The sequence below is a fragment of the Planotetraspora sp. GP83 genome (genome assembly GCF_041262585.1).
Lineage (GTDB): Bacteria > Actinomycetota > Actinomycetes > Streptosporangiales > Streptosporangiaceae > JAOEGB01.
Window position 1 is genome coordinate 75,130 of record NZ_JBGCBZ010000024.1, and the last position, 16,122, is coordinate 91,251.

The window sequence follows — 16,122 nt, forward strand, 5'->3', positions numbered from 1 at the left end:
CTTGAAGGATCTGATGTAACCGTTATTTTCAGGACATGCCGCCTGCGACGTCGGAGCCGCCTCCACAGCTGTCGTTGCCAGCTCATTTCCGCCGGCTCTTCCGGTCGTTGGCGGCGCTCAATAAGACCCGATATTGGCTGCTCACCCGCGCCGCATGGCTCATCTTGACGTTCGTGGTCCTTTTCATGGTTGATGGGTGTCTCATCGGCTGGTCACGTGCGTATGAGGTGATGGTCGGCATCACGTCGCCGGCGGCGGTCGGTGCTCCTTTCGCCAGCTGGGGGGTCTCGGTCCTTGGGTGGCTCATGATTCCGGCGTTCGTGGGGGGTGTGGTGGGCTATGTGGTCAACAGCCAGATCGACGCGCGCCGTACGCAGACAGAGGACGACGTAGCCGAGGGACTGCGCAGGCGGGCCCGGGCCAGTCGTCGCCACTCGGGTGGAGGAGGGCAGTGAGATCCCTGGCGCGGATGCACGATAAGGGGAACGAGGACGAGAAGAGCTTTGTGCAGATCTTCATACGAAAGGCCCATAGAGGCCAGGGGGAACCCGCCGAAGACCATTGGGAGCGCACGGTCGTGGAGTTCCTGAACACGCGGGAGATGGAGAAGTTATCGCCAGCGAAAGCCACCGAACGCGCAGAAAGGATGGCCATGGCCACCCTCTGGTACACCGCCAAGCGGTACGGGCGATGCCCATGGTGTTCATGATCGCCGGATTCCCCCACATGCCGTGGCCTGGAGGTTGGTGACATGGCGAGGACCCAGATAACGGAGCTGGAGGTCGCCGCGCACTTGATCGCGCGCACGACCCATCACCGCAGCACTGCGGATGACATCCGTCGTGCCGCCGAGGAGGTGGTGCAGCTCGCGCAGGCACCTCCCCTCCGCGAAGCGGACATCGACCGCCTGGTCGACACGCAGGCCCGCCGGGCCGCCGATGACCTGACAGTAGAACAGGCCGCCCGCCTCCTGAGCGTCTCCAAGATGACCGTGTACCGCTTGGTGCACTCGGGTGAGTTGCCAGCCGTCCGTGTCGGCCGCTCATTCCGCATCGCCCGACGAGATCTTGACGACTACCTTCGTCGCTCTAATCCTCGGATCCTCGGTGGCTAAGGATCCGAGGCTCTTAACGCCGTAAGCTCGACAGCGGCGATTTGAGGCTGCCTCGCGGCCCGGCAACCCGCACGTTCTTTCGAAGTACGCGACCACGATCGCCGCCTGGCTGTACGATCCCGCCATGCCGCAGAATGAGATCTGGAATCGATTGCCGCCCCGAAAGAAAGAGCAGTGGGTCAGTATCCGGTTCACCGGCAACATCGTGCGGTTCTTCGATGAAGACCGATGGAGCATGGGATGCGTGCTGCGTACTCCCGCTGACAACATCACCTTCCGGGACGGCCAGGTGATCGTTCGGAATGGATCCCATGAGATCGGCCGCTATCCCGCCGATCAGTTGGTCAGCATGGAAATCTGGTTCGGTTATGCCGGGCATGACCCCGCTTACCGCGTCGCCGACGTCCGCGAGACCAATCCCAACGCCTACCGCCGATGGACAGCCGAGGAAGAACAGCGCCTCCGCCAGCGTCATGCCGAGGGTGCGACCATTGAGCAGCTAGTCGTCGAGTCCGGCCGCCAACGCTCAGCGATTTGCGCACGACTGGGCATCTGGGAGACGCTCACCCCGCCGCTCAGCGCATTCCAGCACCAGCAGCGCACGGCCAACGATTAGCACCATGCCAGCGCTGTGTCGGTGTTGTGCGGCATGCTGAGACACATTTAAAGGCGTTAAGGGGGAGGCACCATGGCGTTGGACTTCGACATCAGCTCCCCACCCGTGCGGCCCGTCGAATTCGTAGCGCTGGCCGAGGCCATCTTCCATGCCAGCGACGCCGATGAGAGTTGGTGGCTGGAATGGAAGTCCACCCTGGACCTGACCAGCAAACACGGATGCCATCACATCGCTCGAGCGATCATAGGCTTCGCGAACCGGATGCCGGACGAGGCAGAGCGCTTCACCTGCGGCCATGCCTACTTCGTAGCTGGCGTCTCCCCGGGAGCGTTGGATGGGATCGTTCCGATCGACGTGGTGGACCTGGACAAGGGACTCACCCCGTATTTGGGAAGCCCAGGCCCGCGCTGGCGCCCCACCTACGTGACCGTCGCGCTGCCAGCTGGTTCGGCCCAGGTACTCATCATCGATGTCGAGCCGCCGCAATGGGGCGATCCCATTTTCTGCATGCGCAAAGAACTCGGCGGAGTGGCCGAGGGCGCCATCTTCGTCCGTGCAAATGGGGCGAGCCGGCCGCCGAAGGCCCGCGAGGTCGATGCGTTAGGTGAGCGAATTCGCCGAGGAGCTCAGCAGGTCGAGGTCGAGCTGCTCCTGCAGGCCGGTGCGCCGGTGCGCCCGGTCAACTTTGGTGAGCAGGCCGTACAGCAATGGCTCCAGGCCGAGAAGCGCGAGGCTATGGCGTCGCTGCTGAGCTGGGAGCGGCACCGACAGGGAGGGCAAGAGCGCACGCCTCGCCGTGCCTACTTATCCGGCACACAGGCCGGGGCTGCGGCCTTGAGCGAGGCCTTCGAAGGCCTCGGATATGGCCTGGTCAGGGAGATCCCCGAAGACCGCACACCACAGGAATATCGCGAGCAGGTCGCTGACTACGTACAGCGCTGCGCGGACAGTTGGCCCCAGGCTCTTCTGCCCGGTGCAGCTGCACATGTGGCTCCCATCGAGCTCGAACTGAACAACCTCCTTTCGGCCAACCTGGCCGAGGTAGAGGTGCGGTTGTACGTGCCCGGGAACGTGCAGGCTGTCCGGCCCCGTTCTGCCGACTCGATGGTGGTCAACGAAAGCTTCGTCGCCTTACCGGATCGGCCTCGGCCCTACGGCCCGCGGCAGGCTTCGCTTTTCAACGGCAACCACTACAACACCGCCCACACCTCCCGGTTGATCATGGGGCCAAGTAATAGGCCCCGTCCGCCGATACCGCGCATCGACAACGGCGGCTCAACCACCATTACCTTCCCGCCCGTGCATCTGCGCCCGAACCATCGGGTCCGCCTGGACCCGATTGTGCTGGTCGTCGAGGCACCTGCCCCGGCCGTCATCACAGCCCAGTGGTGGGCCACCTCAACCAACATGGATGGCACTGTCACCGGCCAGCTGCCCATTCCCATCCACGACGAGCCGCTACCGCTCGCCGTGGTGCTGGTCGAGCCTGAGGCGTGGCAGCAGCACAGGACCAGATCCCGATAGCTCGCTCGCCTGGACGCCTTCCCTGCGGGGCACCGTGGGCACCTCTTGTGGAGAACACCTCGGCAGAGGAGCGGACTGAGACGTGTGCAGTCGCCAGGATTCCAGTTTCGCCCATATTCGCCGAAGTTATTCTTTCTGTCGATTTCAACATGTTCCTCCCGGCAAGAGAGGCAACTGCTGTGCGACCGGAATCCAATTCGATAAATCGCAGGTAATAAATTGATGGCCGGGCTGTTGGAAGTTCCGGCGGGACTACTAGCCTGATCTGACAACTCGATGCAGTGAATCAATTCATCCTCAGTAAAGGTGCTGCACAGTGACGGTCGTTTCGTCATGCCCGAGACGAGTCGTGCCCTTGATGGCGATGCTCGTCGTTACGGCAAGCGCGGTGGCTGCCTGTCAGTCCGGCGGCACCGCCCCGGAGCCAACCCGTACGGCGGCGCTGCCGTCGGCCACGCCGATACCCACCACGAGCGAGGACGCCGTCCTTGCCGTGTACCGCAACCTCTATCCCTCTGGCCAGCGCGCCGAGCGGGCTCTTCCGGCAGAGCGCCAAACGATTCTCGAGCGGGTGGCCACTCAGCCTCTTCTGAGCCGGATGCTGCGAGGTATCGCTGCGCTCCGCGCCACTCACCGCGTTACCTGGGGACACCCCGAACATCACACGTTCGACGTGCGGATCAAAGGCGACCACGCCACCTTGCACGACTGCCAGGACGCTCGGAAAGGCGGTCAGTCAGACGACCGGACAGGACAGCACCTCACCCACGGCATGAGTCGCATTCATCTTGTCGCCGCCCTTGCCAAGGGGGCGGATGGTGCATGGCGAGTGTCGAAGGTAGAGCAGGTGAAAGAACCTTGTTCACCTACGGCATGACTTATGTCCTTGTCGTCGGCCTCCCCTTCGCCCCTCTCGGAGACGGGGACGGCGTCGGAGCGTCGAGCGACTACACGGGCTACATCATTTCGGCCAGCCACCTGCCCCGTCCTGGATCCGCAGCTCCGGTCGGCAAGGGCTCGAAGGTCAGGTGTTCCTATCAGCCTTGGTTCGCGAACGGGCGGCAGAACGGCGGTCTGGAGTTCGTCGACCCTGGCAGCAACCTCAGTAGTGAGCCGACGGGTAAGGGTGCCTACTATCTGGTTGAATGCTCCGACGGTTACCGGGACGTCGTCTGGATCCCGAAGCGGCGCGGTCCTGTTAATCCTGAGCAGCTCGCCCGCCGGGCATACAAGCTGATACCGATCACGCCGCCGAAGGTGCTCACCGCCCCACCGCGCGGGCAGAACGGCCTGGTTGGGCTTCCGCACTGGTTCTTCCTGGCCAACGGTCAGTGGATCCCCAGGTCCAAGCGGGTGCACAGCGGGGCCGTCTGGGCTCAAGCCACCGCCACTCCGCAGCGGATGACGATCAATACCGGGGATGGCCAGACGCTCACCTGCGACGGCCCTGGAACCGAGTACGACACCACCCGGCCTGCCGACCAGCAAAGTTCCACGTGCTCACACACGTACCGGCATCCGGGAAGCACCTACCGGGTCACCGCGTCAGTGACCTGGAGCGGCACCTGGCGCGGCTCGGGCGGCACAGGTGGCGTGCTGCCCCCCATCACGAAGTCGGCGACCTTCTCGGTCCGCGTCGTTGAAGCTCAGGCGCTTGTCACGAAGGGATAACCCCATGCTCCAACGGCTCACGCCGAGCAAGGAAGCGGGCCAAATCAGTCAAGTCCGCCCTCTCCCGAGCAGGCGCAGCCCGATGATGCTCGCGGTCAGCATCGCGCTGACCGCGCTCGGGGCATTGATCGCCTGGCAGGTGTACGGCATAGCCGGCCATCGGACGCCGGTCCTCGTCATGGCCCGCGATGTCCCCATCGGTCAGCAGCTTCAGCCTGAGGATCTGCGGACGGTCGCCATCGGCATGGACTCGGCGGTCCAGGCACTGGACGCCGGCGACAAGAGCGCGGTCATCGGTAAACGCGCCGCCGTGGACCTGAAGGCCGGAAGTCTGCTGGCACCCGCTCAGGTGGCCGAGACGATCGTTCCGGGGCCGGGTCAGGTCGTGGTGCCGGTGGCGCTCAAGCCCAGCCAGCTGCCGGCGAGGGGGATTCAGCCCGGTGACCAGGTCGTTGCCACCGCCGTACAGCCCACTGGGTCAGAAGGGCCGGGCGGGAGGTTCCCAGTCGATCACATGGCCCGCGTCGATCGGGTCGGCCAGCCAGACGCCGACGGGCTCATCGTGGTCGATCTAGTCGTCCCAGCCGGAGACGGCACGGCGCTGGCCCGCCAGGCCGCAGACGGCAAGATCGCGATCGTCCTGCAGTCGCGGGCGGGGTGAGTGTGATGCTGATCGTTGTTTCCTCGGGCGGACACAGTCCCGGCGTCACCACTACCGGGCTCGCGCTCACGCTCTCCTGGCCGCGCAAGGTGCTGTTCGCGGAATGTGACCCCGCCGGTGGCAGCGTGCTGTGCGGATATCTGATGGGCCAGCCTCAGGACCGCGGCTTGGGCGAGTGGGCGGTCCAGCTCCGGCGCGGCGCCGATCCCGAATCCACGCTCGACCAGCAGGTCTTCCATCTGGCCGGGCCCGGGTCACGCCGGATTCTGCCCGGTCTTGCCGAGCCCGCTCAGCTGTCGTCGGTTCAGCCACTTTGGCCGGGCATCGCCGAGACCTTCGCCGCAACGTCCGGGGATGTGATCGCTGACATCGGCCGTATCGGCGGCTCGGACACGCCCGTTCCGCTGCTGGTGCGTGCTGACCGGGTGCTTGTGGTCGCGCGCCCCTGGCTCGTGGACCTGTCTGCGCTGGCTCCCCGCCTGGCTGAGATCACGGCCGTGCGCGGTCCTCGGTCTGCTCCCCAAGTTCTGCTTGTCGGAGCCGGGCCGTACAGCCGCAGGGAAGTCACCAAGACGCTGGGCGTGGAGGTCGCCGACCACCTCCCCCACGATCCGCGGGCTGCGACGGTCCTTTCCCATGGCGGCGGCAATGAGCGATACCTGCCACGTGCCCTGCTGACTCGGGCCGCTCGCTCGCTGGCCCATGACCTGTGCGAGCACGCCGTACAGGACGGGGTGAGGGTGTCGTGAGCTTCGATGTTCAGCAGGCGGTGCGGGAGATCCTGCCTACGGTGACCGAAGCGCTCGACACCGCAGCGGTCACCGGGGACGACGCCGTTCGGGAGTATGCGAGAGCAGTCATCATCGAGCTGGTTCGTGAGTACGCCGACGGCAGGGCGCTGGCGGGCAGGAACGCGCCTACCTTGCATGAGGAACGGCGGTTCGCGGAGGCCGTTTACAACGAGATCTTCGCGCTGGGACGGCTGCAGCCGTTCGTCGATGACCCCGAGGTGGAGAACATCGACGTCAACGGCTGCGACCAGGTGTGGATCATCTACCGCGACGGCCGCAAGGTGCTCGGTCCGCCGATCGCCGACAGTGACGAGGAACTGGTGGGCAACGTCCGCCGGTGGGCCGCCTACCAGGGTCAGACCGCCCGGGATTTCTCGATCGCCCGGCCGCGTCTTCACCTGTCCGTCGGCCAACGGACCCGGATCGCCGCGTTGATGGGGGTCACGCCGCGTCCGTGCCTGTCCATTCGCCGGCACGGCATGCTCGAGGCCGATCTGGACGACCTGATGGCGAACGGCACCGTAGACAAGGGGCTCCGCGCGTTCCTGGCCGCCGCCGTACGGGCCCACAAGGACGTGGTCGTCACCGGTGGGATGGGTGACGGCAAGACGACTTTCGCTCGGGCATTGGCGGCTGAGATCGAACCGGACGAGCGGATCGCCACCGTGGAGAAGGAGTACGAGCTCTTCCTTCACCTGCAGACCGACCGGCACCGGGATGTGCTCGCAATGGAAGCTCGCGAGGGCAACACCGAAGGCTTGGGCGCAATCACAATGCACCAGCTCATCGAGGACGCGCTCCGGTTTAACGCCCGGCGGATCATCGTCGGTGAGGTGCGCGGTGACGAGCTCGTGCCGATGCTGGAAGCGATGAACACCGGCGGGTCCGGCTCCATCTGCACCATGCACGCCGACTCCGCCGACCAGGTGTTCGCCCGGATGCTCATCCTCGCCGGATCGGGCGGCCTATCCATCGCGCCGGACACGCTGTTCCGCACGATCGGCATGGCCGTGGACTTCGTCGTTCATCTGCGGCACGAACTCCGTCACGACGTCAACGGACTGGCGAACCGCCGTTACGTGGCCGAGGTTAACGAGGTCCTGCCGCCGGGAGATGGCCTGGAGCCAGCGGTCAACCACGTCTATGTCCCAGGGCCGGACGGGCGCGCCGTACCGAACACGATCCCGCAGTGCATGGAGGAACTGGTCGCCGCAGGCTTCGACCCGGACCTGTTCGCGCCCCGGGCCTGGAGCGGAGGTTATGCATGACCGGCTGGCTCGCCGCACTGGCCGGCGCGGCGCTCGTCGCTGGACCACTGCTCGCCCTTGCCGGTTCCCGACGGGCTCCGGTACGGCTGCCGCGCCCGTCTCGGCGACGAATTCCGCGGATCCCGCCGATCCCTGCCCTCACGGCGACAGCGGCTTTCGTCGTGACGTTGTGGCTGACAGGGTGGCCGGTCGCCGCCATCGGGGCAGCCGTGGGCGCGGTGACACTGCCCCGCATGCTGACCACTCGCAACAGCACGCTTCGGATCGAGCGCCTGGAAGCGCTGGAGGCGTGGACCCGTCATCTGGCCGACGTGCTGGGCGGCAGCGCGGGAATCGAGGAGGCGTTGCAGTCCGGCGCGGACAACCCGCCGCCCCCCATCGCCGCCGAGGTGCGGGCGCTGGCGCGGCGGCTCGCCTTCCGTACTCCGACCGAGCAGGCGTTGCGGGCGTTCGCCGACGACCTCGACGACCCGACCGGGGATGTGATCGCCGCCGCGCTGATCCTGGCCTGCCGTGCCCGCGGCAAAGGGCTGCGTGAGGTCCTCCAGGGTCTGGCCCGTACGGTGGCCAAGGACGTGGCCGCACGGCGGGAGATCGACGCCGAACGTGCCACCCACCGCACGACCGCCCGGTGGGTCGTCGGCGCGCTGCTCGGATACACCGCCTTCGCGCTGCTCAACAGGACCTATGTCGCCCCGTTCAGCACGGTCGGCGGCCAGTTCGTGCTCGCCATGGTCATCGCGCTGTACGCGGGTGCCTTCGCGTGGCTACACCGCCTGGCCAGGCCGCCGAAGGGACATCGTTTCCTCAACGCCACAGGTGATGCTTCGTGATCGCGCTTGTCCTGACCTGCGGCGCGTTGATCGGCCTTGGCGGGGCCCTCGCCATCATGGCGATCTTCCCGGCCCCGCCCGCGCTCGCGCCGGCGATGGAACGTCTCCGGCCTGGTGCCAGCCGTACCGAACCGGAGCGCGACTGGCGTTCGCGTCTGGCCGGAAAACTGTCCGGAACGTTGATCGGCGCACGGGTCCCCCGTGCGGATCTGGCGGTGCTCGGCAAGACACCTGACGACTACCTCGCCGAGAAGGGCATGGTGATCGGGCTTGGCGCGGCTGGTCCGGTCGTCTTCTGGGCGTGGTGCGCGCTGCTCGGCGTCACCATCCCGTGGGTTGTCTCCTGGGGAGCGTGCCTCGCCTTCGCCGTCGCCGTGTTCTTCGCTCCCGACGCTTCGATTCGCGGCCGGGCCGCCGAGGCGCGTGCGGCGTTCCGGCAGGCCATCATCGCGTACCTGGATCTGGTGGCGCTCGCTCGCGCTGCCGGATCGGGGCCGGCTGACGCGCTGGAATCAGCCGCCAAGGTCGGCGGAGGGTGGACGTTTCGGCGGCTGTGCCTGGCGCTGGACCCAGCACGCCGTACCACCGCGAGCACGTGGGACGAGCTCACCCGCCTGTCTGAGGAGATCGGCGTTCCTGAGCTCGCCGAGCTGGCCACCATCGCCCGGCTCGCCGGAACGCACGGCGCCGGCATCCTCGACACCCTCATGGCCAAGGCCCAGTCCCTGCGCGAGGTCGAACTGTCGGCCGCAGTCTCCAAGGCCAGATCCCGTACCGAGACCATGACCGTCCCGATGGCCCTGTCGGTCCTCGGGTTCTTGCTGCTGCTCGGCTATCCCGCCTTCGCGCGGATGACCGGCGGATGACCCTTCCGGAGGTACACGCCATGATCTACAGACGCCTGCTTGCGATAGCCGTATGGCTGGAGCGGATGTCACTTGCTGTCATCAATAGGCACGCCGCGCGGCGTGGCCGCAGTCTGGAACGTGGCGGTTCGACGGTGGAGTGGGTGATCCTCGCCGCAGTGGTGTTCCTGTTGGCCATCGCCGTGGGCGCGAAGATCACGTCCGTCGTCAACGACCAACTCGCCAAGATCAAGTGAATGGTCGTGAGCGGGGATCGGCGACATTGGAGGCCGCGCTGGTCTATCCCGTGGTGCTCCTGCTGATCCTGCTCGCGGTCAACGCCGCGCTGTGGTTCCACGCCAGGAGCATCGCGTTGGCAGCGGCTCAGGAAGGGGTGCGGGCTGGGCGCGCCTACAGCTCCAGCCTTTCCGCTGGGCAGGCGGCGGCGGAACGCTTCGTTCGGCAGGTCGGCGGATCGTTCCTCACGTCTGCGCAGGTCGGCGCCGAACGCAACACGGACACCGTCGTGGTGACGGTGCGCGGCCAGGCGATCAGCCTGATCCCGCTGCTCACCCTCAGCGTGGAGCAGGTCTCCAGGGCGCCAGCGGAGAAGTGGACATCCGAATGACCGTCGAGCATGAGCGCGGCTCCATGGCACTGGAGGCGGCGATCATCGCGCCCGCGCTGGTGGCCGTGCTGGCCATGATGATCGGGCTCGGGCGCATCACCCTCGCGCACGGCGCCATAGAGGCCGCAGCGCGTGACGCGGCCCGGCAGGCATCCATCGCACGAGACCCCGGATCGGCACGATCGGCCGCCCTGACCAGCGCGCGGGCTGCGCTCACGCGTGAAGGCCTGGCGTGCTCGCCATCGGTGACCGTGGACACCACAGGGTTCTCCGCCCCGTTGGGCAGGCCGGCTGCCGTGGTCGCCCGTATTGCCTGCGAGGTCGACCTAGCCGACATCGCTGTGCCCGGAGTCCCCGGGTCCAAGACGCTGACCAGCAGCTTCAGCAGCCCGATCGACCCCTACCGCGCAAGGCGAGAACAGCCATGACCTTGTCCCGGGAGCGGGGCTCCATCACCACGTTCGCAGCGGTGGTCGTCTTGGCGCTGCTGATATGCGCCGGGCTCGTTGTAGACGGCGGCGCGAAGATCCAGGCCTACCGCGAGGCCTACGCGGTGGCCGAGGAGGCCGCCCGCGCCGGGGCGGGACAGATCAACGTCGACCACGCCTACACCGGCGGCCGGTTCGAGATCGACACCGCCAAGGCCACGGCCGCCGCCGGGGCGTACCTGTCTTCTGGCGGCCACTCGGGCCATGTATCCATGTCCGGCAACCGCACAGTTCAGGTCACCGTAACGGTGACCCGGCCCACCATGCTGATCTCTTTGATCGGCATCGGAAGCGTGACCGCCACAGCCAGCGCCTCAGCGCAGATGTTCCACGGCATCGAGCAAGGACAATCATGACGATGTACGGGCTGCGTCACCCCATCCTCGCCAAGACAGCAGCGGTCGTGGTGCTCACGGGACTGGTCGCCGGTATCCCCGCCATCCTTCTGAGCTTCTTCTGGCCGGTCCAACTGCCCACCGTTGATGACCTGGCCACTCCCGCCGAACCCGTTGTGATCAAGGCGCTCCTACTCGGAACCGTATGGACGTGCTGGGCGCTGTTCGCCTGCGCCGTACTGATCGAGCTGGTCGGAACGGCCCGTGCCCGGCACAGGAGGGTACGCATGCCGTTTCAGCGGCTGGCGGCCTACCTGATCACCACCATTACCGTCGCGGCGACCGCTCCGGCCATCGCACCGCGTGGCCTGGTACCGGCCGCAGCAGTGGCGATCACACCGGCGGCCTTGCCGGAGCACTCCCTGACAGCAGCGGAACCGAAGACCGCGGAGCCGACGAAACCGTACGCAACCTATGTGGTGCAGCCCAGAGACACCCTCTGGGCGATCGCCGGGAAGCGTCTTGGGGACCCGATGCGCTACCGGGAGATCGTCGCGCTGAACCAGGGACGCACCATGGACGACGGGCAGACCTTCACCCGAGGGGACTGGCTGAGCCCCGGCTGGACGCTCCGCCTACCCGCCGACGCCACAAAGAAAGAATCGTCCACCTCTGAGCGCACGCACACCGTCGCAGCTGGCGAAACTCTGTGGGAAATCGCCGAACAGCACCTCGGAGACGGCGAGCGATACAAAGAGATCTTCAAACTGAACGGAGGCCACCCGCAACCGGGCGGGGCGCGGCTGACCGACCCCGACGTGCTGGAATCCGGATGGCGGCTGATCCTGCCCGAACGCGGCCGGGAGCCCCGGAAAGCCGAACCGACTCACCGCCGAACGCCCTCACCGCTTCCCACGACCAAGCCTGAAACGCATCAGACCACCCACCGTCAGGCCGCCGTACCCCATTCCAGACCCGCATCTGAGCCGGGCCAACCCGCCCATCACGAGGCCGCCTCGCCTCGCCCTCCGTCCGAGCCCGCGCAGGCAAAGAAGCCAGCCGCGGCGATCTCTTCGCCCGATGTGGTCATGCTGCCCGATGGCGGGATGATGGCGATCTCCTTCGTCACAGGCCTGGCCGTCGCGCTCGCCTCCGCCCGGCTCCGCCACCGGCGGCGCCTGGCCGTCCCAGCCATCGACGAAGCGGTCAGCGTGCCCGCCCCCAATCCACAGCCACCTGCCGTACGAGCACTAGAGCAGGCGCACCACCGCAGCTACACCGATTCAGAGGAGGGGCCACCGGACGACTTCAAGCTGGTCACTTCCACGTTTGCGATCGACCCGCCGGTCATGCTGAAAGCCGGGATCCGCGGCGAAGATTCGGTGTCTCTGGAGTTGTCCGGGCTGAACCTGGCGTTGACCGGTCCTGGAGCCGGCGACTGCATACGAGCGATCGTGCTCGACCTCCTGGCCCAGGCCGACCAGCACCGCGCCGAGATCGTCATCCCCCGCCAGGACGCGTCACGGTGGTTCGGCGAGGCCATCACCACGTTGACCCAGCATCTACCCGGCCTCCGGATGGTCGCGACCCTGAACGAGGCCATCGACTACCTGGAAGAACAGTTCGTCGCCCGCCGCCGCATACTGCGCGACCATGACGCCGACGACATCCCCCAACTCCGCCAAGATGAGCCTGGAGAACCGCTCCCAGCGCTGCTGCTGACCGCCTGCTCCACGGACGGCAACGCGTATCTGGACACCCTAATGGGCCTCGCGTCCACCTTCGGTGTCGGAGCTGTGCTGGCCGGCCGATCGGCTTCCGGCACGACCTGCGAGATCGGCGAGGACCACCGCGTGACCAAGGCGACCGGCACGCTGGCTGAGGAGCTACTCGACGTGACGCTGTTCCACCTGCCAGCGGATACGGCGGCGACGGTGCTCCACAAGCTTGCCGTCGGGAACGGCATGCCGACCGAGGAGCCCATGAGCGCAGCAGACCTCCCGGTTCCACCACCCAGCGCGGCAGCGCAACCGGTGCGGTTCGGCATCGTTGGGGAACCGGTCATTGAGGTATGCGGCAAGGTAGCGGACATCTCCGGCCGAACCAAGGCGTTGGAGCTGTTCGTCCTCCTGGCCGTCCACCCCAAGGGCCTGGACCGCGAGGAGATCTGCGAGCACCTCTGGCCGGATGTGGAGGAAACGCTGGCCGGGTACCGCTTCCACGCCGCGCTCAAGGATCTGCGCGCCGTGTTGCGCGAATCCTCCGGCCTGGGTGAGAAGGAGGCCAGCTTCGTCGAGCGGAGCGGCAAGGCCTACCGCATCCAGGCACAGCACGTCGATGTAGATCTGTGGAGCTTCCACCGGGCGCTCGCCGATGCCCGTACGGCCACGAACGAGGAGGCCAAGGTGACCGCGCTGGAAGCGGTCGCGGGCATCTGCCGGGGACGCCTGGCTCAGAGCCTCAAGTACGACTGGCTCGACCAAGACCACCGCTGGCCGCTGACCGTGGCCAGCGTCAAAGCCCTCCTCCAGCTCGGGGCACTCCACGAACGCGCGGGACGGGCCGAACGGGCTCTGGAAATCTATGACCAGGCCTGCGCCCTCGACCCTGACATGGAAAGCGCAGCCAGATCCGCCATCCGCCTGCTGCTACGGCTTGGCCACGCCGACGAAGCGCGCATCCGAACTAACCATCTAAAGACCCGCCTCGCCTCCCTCGGCGTACTCCCATCCCCCGAAACTCAGGCAGTCCTCGACCAGACACGTGCATCTTCTAGGCCGTCAGTCACGCATTAGCTCCGCACCCGTTAGTCGTCATCCTGAGGCTGCCCTTGGGGACCTCGACGACCTGGCAGACCTCAGGCAACATCGAGCATTGTTGCTGGGTACTGAGCCGGCTGGGCGGAGGGGCTCGCCGCCAAGCGCGCGGGCCAACAAGGTGAGGGCGTGGAGCTCACTCCCCGCCCCGTTCGGCGCGATAGTCGGCGATGTCGAGCCAGATGTTACGCGCCCCCTCGGTGCGTAGGACGGCCTTGTGCAGGCGCATCTCCTTGACGACCTCCGACCACTGGTGGGCAAAACCAGATGACCAAGCGGAAGTCCCCAGCTTCTTCTTAAGGTCGGTCAATACTCGTGCTGCATCGGGGTGCGGGAGCAACACCTCGATGGCAAGCCGTACTCCCAGCCGAGAGTCGTCCACCTGCGTCTGCCCGAACTGGTCGATGAACAGTCCCTCCGTGAGGCCCTCACGATAGGCGAGTGGCCACACAGCATCGTCGTGGCTGTCGGCGCAGGCCTGAACTCCGTCGATACGCACCGTGAAGGTGTTGCTGGCGGCCCGCTGTCCCACAGCCACTCCGAGCGCGCGCTGATGCTCGGGCTCAAGCTTTGGGAGGTCGGCTGCCTGGAGACGGCTAGCGAGGCTACCCATGGTGAAGGTGCCATTCCGAAGGTCATTGATCAGCGGCTGGAGAGAGCCGAGCAGGAGGTGCTGGAGGCGGCGCAGCGCCCAGCGGGTCCACAACAGCGCGCCGTCGACGCAGGTCTCCAGGACCTCGTCCGTAATCGGCTGGAGGGTGGCCTTGCCGTGGCCGGTCCCGTACGTGTTGCGTAGGTCACGCAGGGTCCCTGCCAGCTTGCGCGCCGAGTTGGCCGCCTGCCGTACGGGTGCATCGGGTGCGACGTCAGCGCCGGGCTGGTGCTCGATAAGTTTGTGAGCGGCCGAAAGCACCTTGTCGTAATCCTCCCCGCTTCCGGCGGGGTTGCCGCGGACCTGGAGGATCACGCGAGCTGTGGCCTCCACCAGCTCCTTCGCCGAGCCGACGATCAAGGGCCGGTCGTCGTCACCAACTGCCTTCTTCAGCCGGTTCAGCGGATCCTCGATCGCTGCCCAGGACGCTGGGTCGAGAGCCTGCGGCTTCTTCAGCTCTGCATGGAGCACATGGGTCGGCACTGAGCAATTCTGCCGCACCGCCATCCACGGTGTGTGGACGGAAGTAATACCGCGACCGTTTTCAACTCCCGCATTCGACCCGGTGACCGGAACCGGCTAGGCGCACGCGACGCTGAGACAGACCGCGACGTCCGGTTGCTATCTGGACCTGATCGTTTCCTCGGTGGAAACTTACGCTATGGCTCAAGGTTCGCACAACGCCGCTCCCAACGCGATCGGCTACCAGCATCAAACCTGGTGGGCATTGGTGGAGTTGCTGCGATCCGGTCCGGACAGACCCGACTCAGCCATCAGCCTAGAGCTGTATGACGACATCGCTTGGGACCAAGCCGGCACACCAACCGAACTGCTGCAAGTCAAGCATCACCAAGGCAGTCACCGTGCGCTGACGGACCGGGCGACGGACGTGTGGAAGACATTTCAGGTGTGGATGGACACCGCATCGCCCGGAAACCCAGACGGGCCAACTCTTGTGCTGGTTACCACTCAGGTCGCAGGCGAGGGGTCCGCGATGGCGGCCTTAAGAGCCCTGGGGCGCAACGAAGAGACCGCATTGGATCGACTTGAAGCGGTCGCTCGGGAAGCTGGTTCGGAGACCACGAGGACCACACGTCAAAAGTTCCTCGACTTGGCGGCCTCCGAGCGCCGTACTTTCCTCCACCGCATTCGAGTGGTCGATGGGTCCGCCCACGTAGAAGACGTACATGCAGCCGTGCGCGCCTGCCTGCAGTGGACCCTACCGACAGGACACGAAGAGCTCTTCCTGTCCATGGTTTGGCAATGGTGGGATAGTCAAGCACTGGCCCTACTGCAGGGACGCCTGGACAGCCTCGATGTCGGTGCCGCACAGGCCGCCATCGCCGACATTCGCGACCAGTTCACCCGCGAGAACCTGCCAACGCTTATTCACCTCGCTGAGGTGAACGAAGATGAGATCAGCGAGCAGTACCGCACCCGCCCGTTCGTCCAGCAGATGAAGTGGGTGGCTTATCCACCCAGGAACCTGCAAAAAGCCATCGTGGACTACTACCGGGCTTACACCCAGGCGGTCCAGTGGGTGGACGAGGATCTCATCGGCGTAGCCGAGTTGACGAGATTTGAAGATGAGCTGGTTGACGAATGGGAGAGGGAGTTCGAGTGGATGCTGGACGGTCTCGACGAAGACGCCGACGACGCTGCGAAGAGAGCCGTGGGTAAAGAACTACTCCGAACTTTGCTAGCCCAGACTGGGATCGCTGTCCGCTCCCGCTACAACGATCCGTTCTTCGCCCGAGGTCAACGACATATTTTGGCGGACTCCGGCCGAATTGGCTGGCACGCTGACTTCAAGGCCCGCATCGAAGAACTGCTCAGCATCCGTATATGAAAACGGCTGACCATCAGCGGCGTCTGTGAGA

19 protein-coding genes are annotated in these 16,122 nt (G+C 66.0%); 18 read left to right on the plus strand and 1 reads right to left on the minus strand.

Going from position 1 to position 16,122, the window contains the following annotated elements; all coding sequences use genetic code 11:
* Nucleotides 1-35: 35 nt before the first annotated feature.
* The 17 genes from ABH927_RS27985 (at nt 36) to ABH927_RS28065 (ending at nt 13,569) form a co-directional block, all read left to right on the plus strand.
* The gene (locus tag ABH927_RS27985; RefSeq protein ID WP_370026390.1) at nt 36-455 is read left to right on the plus strand and encodes a DUF6313 family protein; all 420 of its coding nucleotides are present in this window, start codon (nt 36-38) and stop codon (nt 453-455) included.
* 14 nt (nt 456-469) lie between these two features.
* Nucleotides 470-709 carry a DUF6313 family protein gene (locus ABH927_RS27990; RefSeq protein WP_370026446.1) on the plus strand — a complete coding sequence of 80 codons (240 nt, stop codon included), beginning with the start codon at nt 470-472 and terminating at the stop codon, nt 707-709.
* Between the two features lie 198 nt (nt 710-907).
* On the plus strand, nt 908-1,114 hold the full coding sequence (locus ABH927_RS27995; protein ID WP_370026448.1) for a helix-turn-helix domain-containing protein: 207 nt from the start codon (nt 908-910) through the stop codon (nt 1,112-1,114).
* Nucleotides 1,115-1,238: 124 nt separating this feature from the next.
* Nucleotides 1,239-1,730, plus strand: coding sequence for a hypothetical protein (locus ABH927_RS28000; protein ID WP_370026391.1), 492 nt, complete (start codon nt 1,239-1,241; stop codon nt 1,728-1,730).
* A 72-nt stretch (nt 1,731-1,802) separates the two neighbouring features.
* Nucleotides 1,803-3,254 carry a hypothetical protein gene (locus ABH927_RS28005; protein WP_370026393.1) on the plus strand — a complete coding sequence of 484 codons (1,452 nt, stop codon included), beginning with the start codon at nt 1,803-1,805 and terminating at the stop codon, nt 3,252-3,254.
* A 316-nt stretch (nt 3,255-3,570) separates the two neighbouring features.
* The gene (locus tag ABH927_RS28010) at nt 3,571-4,131 is read left to right on the plus strand and encodes a hypothetical protein (protein WP_370026395.1); all 561 of its coding nucleotides are present in this window, start codon (nt 3,571-3,573) and stop codon (nt 4,129-4,131) included.
* Nucleotides 4,128-4,925 carry a hypothetical protein gene (locus ABH927_RS28015; protein WP_370026397.1) on the plus strand — a complete coding sequence of 266 codons (798 nt, stop codon included), beginning with the start codon at nt 4,128-4,130 and terminating at the stop codon, nt 4,923-4,925. The genes ABH927_RS28010 and ABH927_RS28015 overlap by 4 nt, the downstream gene beginning before the upstream one ends.
* Nucleotides 4,926-5,007: 82 nt before the next feature.
* The gene (locus ABH927_RS28020) at nt 5,008-5,586 is read left to right on the plus strand and encodes an SAF domain-containing protein (RefSeq protein WP_370026399.1); all 579 of its coding nucleotides are present in this window, start codon (nt 5,008-5,010) and stop codon (nt 5,584-5,586) included.
* Nucleotides 5,587-5,591: 5 nt separating this feature from the next.
* The gene (locus ABH927_RS28025) at nt 5,592-6,335 is read left to right on the plus strand and encodes a MinD/ParA family protein (protein ID WP_370026401.1); all 744 of its coding nucleotides are present in this window, start codon (nt 5,592-5,594) and stop codon (nt 6,333-6,335) included.
* Nucleotides 6,332-7,645 carry a CpaF family protein gene (locus ABH927_RS28030; RefSeq protein WP_370026403.1) on the plus strand — a complete coding sequence of 438 codons (1,314 nt, stop codon included), beginning with the start codon at nt 6,332-6,334 and terminating at the stop codon, nt 7,643-7,645. Before ABH927_RS28025 ends, ABH927_RS28030 begins: the two co-directional genes overlap by 4 nt.
* Nucleotides 7,642-8,478, plus strand: coding sequence for a type II secretion system F family protein (locus ABH927_RS28035; RefSeq protein WP_370026405.1), 837 nt, complete (start codon nt 7,642-7,644; stop codon nt 8,476-8,478). Before ABH927_RS28030 ends, ABH927_RS28035 begins: the two co-directional genes overlap by 4 nt.
* Complete coding sequence (locus tag ABH927_RS28040; protein WP_370026407.1) at nt 8,475-9,344, plus strand: type II secretion system F family protein; 870 nt, start codon at nt 8,475-8,477, stop codon at nt 9,342-9,344. Before ABH927_RS28035 ends, ABH927_RS28040 begins: the two co-directional genes overlap by 4 nt.
* Nucleotides 9,345-9,364: 20 nt before the next feature.
* Nucleotides 9,365-9,580: a hypothetical protein gene (locus ABH927_RS28045; protein WP_370026409.1), complete on the plus strand. Its 216-nt coding sequence runs from the start codon at nt 9,365-9,367 to the stop codon at nt 9,578-9,580.
* Between the two features lie 26 nt (nt 9,581-9,606).
* A complete protein-coding gene (locus ABH927_RS28050) occupies nt 9,607-9,951 on the plus strand; it encodes a TadE/TadG family type IV pilus assembly protein (protein ID WP_370026411.1) in 345 nt (114 codons plus the stop codon).
* Complete coding sequence (locus tag ABH927_RS28055) at nt 9,948-10,379, plus strand: TadE/TadG family type IV pilus assembly protein (protein ID WP_370026413.1); 432 nt, start codon at nt 9,948-9,950, stop codon at nt 10,377-10,379. The genes ABH927_RS28050 and ABH927_RS28055 overlap by 4 nt, the downstream gene beginning before the upstream one ends.
* On the plus strand, nt 10,376-10,795 hold the full coding sequence (locus ABH927_RS28060) for a pilus assembly protein TadG-related protein (RefSeq protein WP_370026415.1): 420 nt from the start codon (nt 10,376-10,378) through the stop codon (nt 10,793-10,795). Before ABH927_RS28055 ends, ABH927_RS28060 begins: the two co-directional genes overlap by 4 nt.
* On the plus strand, nt 10,792-13,569 hold the full coding sequence (locus ABH927_RS28065; RefSeq protein WP_370026417.1) for a LysM peptidoglycan-binding domain-containing protein: 2,778 nt from the start codon (nt 10,792-10,794) through the stop codon (nt 13,567-13,569). The genes ABH927_RS28060 and ABH927_RS28065 overlap by 4 nt, the downstream gene beginning before the upstream one ends.
* Before the next feature lie 157 nt (nt 13,570-13,726).
* Here the strand turns inward: ABH927_RS28065 and ABH927_RS28070 are convergent, their stop codons facing one another.
* Entirely contained in the window at nt 13,727-14,725 is a 999-nt protein-coding gene (locus ABH927_RS28070; RefSeq protein ID WP_370026419.1) for an abortive infection family protein, read from the minus strand.
* A gap of 163 nt (nt 14,726-14,888) precedes the next feature.
* On the opposite strand from ABH927_RS28070, the gene ABH927_RS28075 reads away from it, so the two are divergent.
* Entirely contained in the window at nt 14,889-16,091 is a 1,203-nt protein-coding gene (locus ABH927_RS28075; RefSeq protein ID WP_370026421.1) for an ABC-three component system protein, read from the plus strand.
* The last annotated feature ends 31 nt before the right edge of the window (nt 16,092-16,122 follow it).

What these genes read in the sequence shown, in the direction of transcription:
- ABH927_RS28035 (WP_370026405.1), top strand. Translation starts at nt 7,642, where the DNA reads ATGACCGGCTGGCTCGCCGCACTGGCCGGCGCGGCGCTCGTCGCTGGA.
- ABH927_RS28005 (WP_370026393.1), top strand. Translation starts at nt 1,803, where the DNA reads ATGGCGTTGGACTTCGACATCAGCTCCCCACCCGTGCGGCCCGTCGAA.
- ABH927_RS28045 (WP_370026409.1), top strand. Translation starts at nt 9,365, where the DNA reads ATGATCTACAGACGCCTGCTTGCGATAGCCGTATGGCTGGAGCGGATG.
- ABH927_RS28060 (WP_370026415.1), top strand. Translation starts at nt 10,376, where the DNA reads ATGACCTTGTCCCGGGAGCGGGGCTCCATCACCACGTTCGCAGCGGTG.
- ABH927_RS27990 (WP_370026446.1), top strand. Translation starts at nt 470, where the DNA reads ATGCACGATAAGGGGAACGAGGACGAGAAGAGCTTTGTGCAGATCTTC.
- ABH927_RS28020 (WP_370026399.1), top strand. Translation starts at nt 5,008, where the DNA reads ATGATGCTCGCGGTCAGCATCGCGCTGACCGCGCTCGGGGCATTGATC.
- ABH927_RS28000 (WP_370026391.1), top strand. Translation starts at nt 1,239, where the DNA reads ATGCCGCAGAATGAGATCTGGAATCGATTGCCGCCCCGAAAGAAAGAG.
- ABH927_RS28065 (WP_370026417.1), top strand. Translation starts at nt 10,792, where the DNA reads ATGACGATGTACGGGCTGCGTCACCCCATCCTCGCCAAGACAGCAGCG.
- ABH927_RS28015 (WP_370026397.1), top strand. Translation starts at nt 4,128, where the DNA reads ATGACTTATGTCCTTGTCGTCGGCCTCCCCTTCGCCCCTCTCGGAGAC.
- ABH927_RS28025 (WP_370026401.1), top strand. Translation starts at nt 5,592, where the DNA reads ATGCTGATCGTTGTTTCCTCGGGCGGACACAGTCCCGGCGTCACCACT.
- ABH927_RS27985 (WP_370026390.1), top strand. Translation starts at nt 36, where the DNA reads ATGCCGCCTGCGACGTCGGAGCCGCCTCCACAGCTGTCGTTGCCAGCT.
- ABH927_RS28055 (WP_370026413.1), top strand. Translation starts at nt 9,948, where the DNA reads ATGACCGTCGAGCATGAGCGCGGCTCCATGGCACTGGAGGCGGCGATC.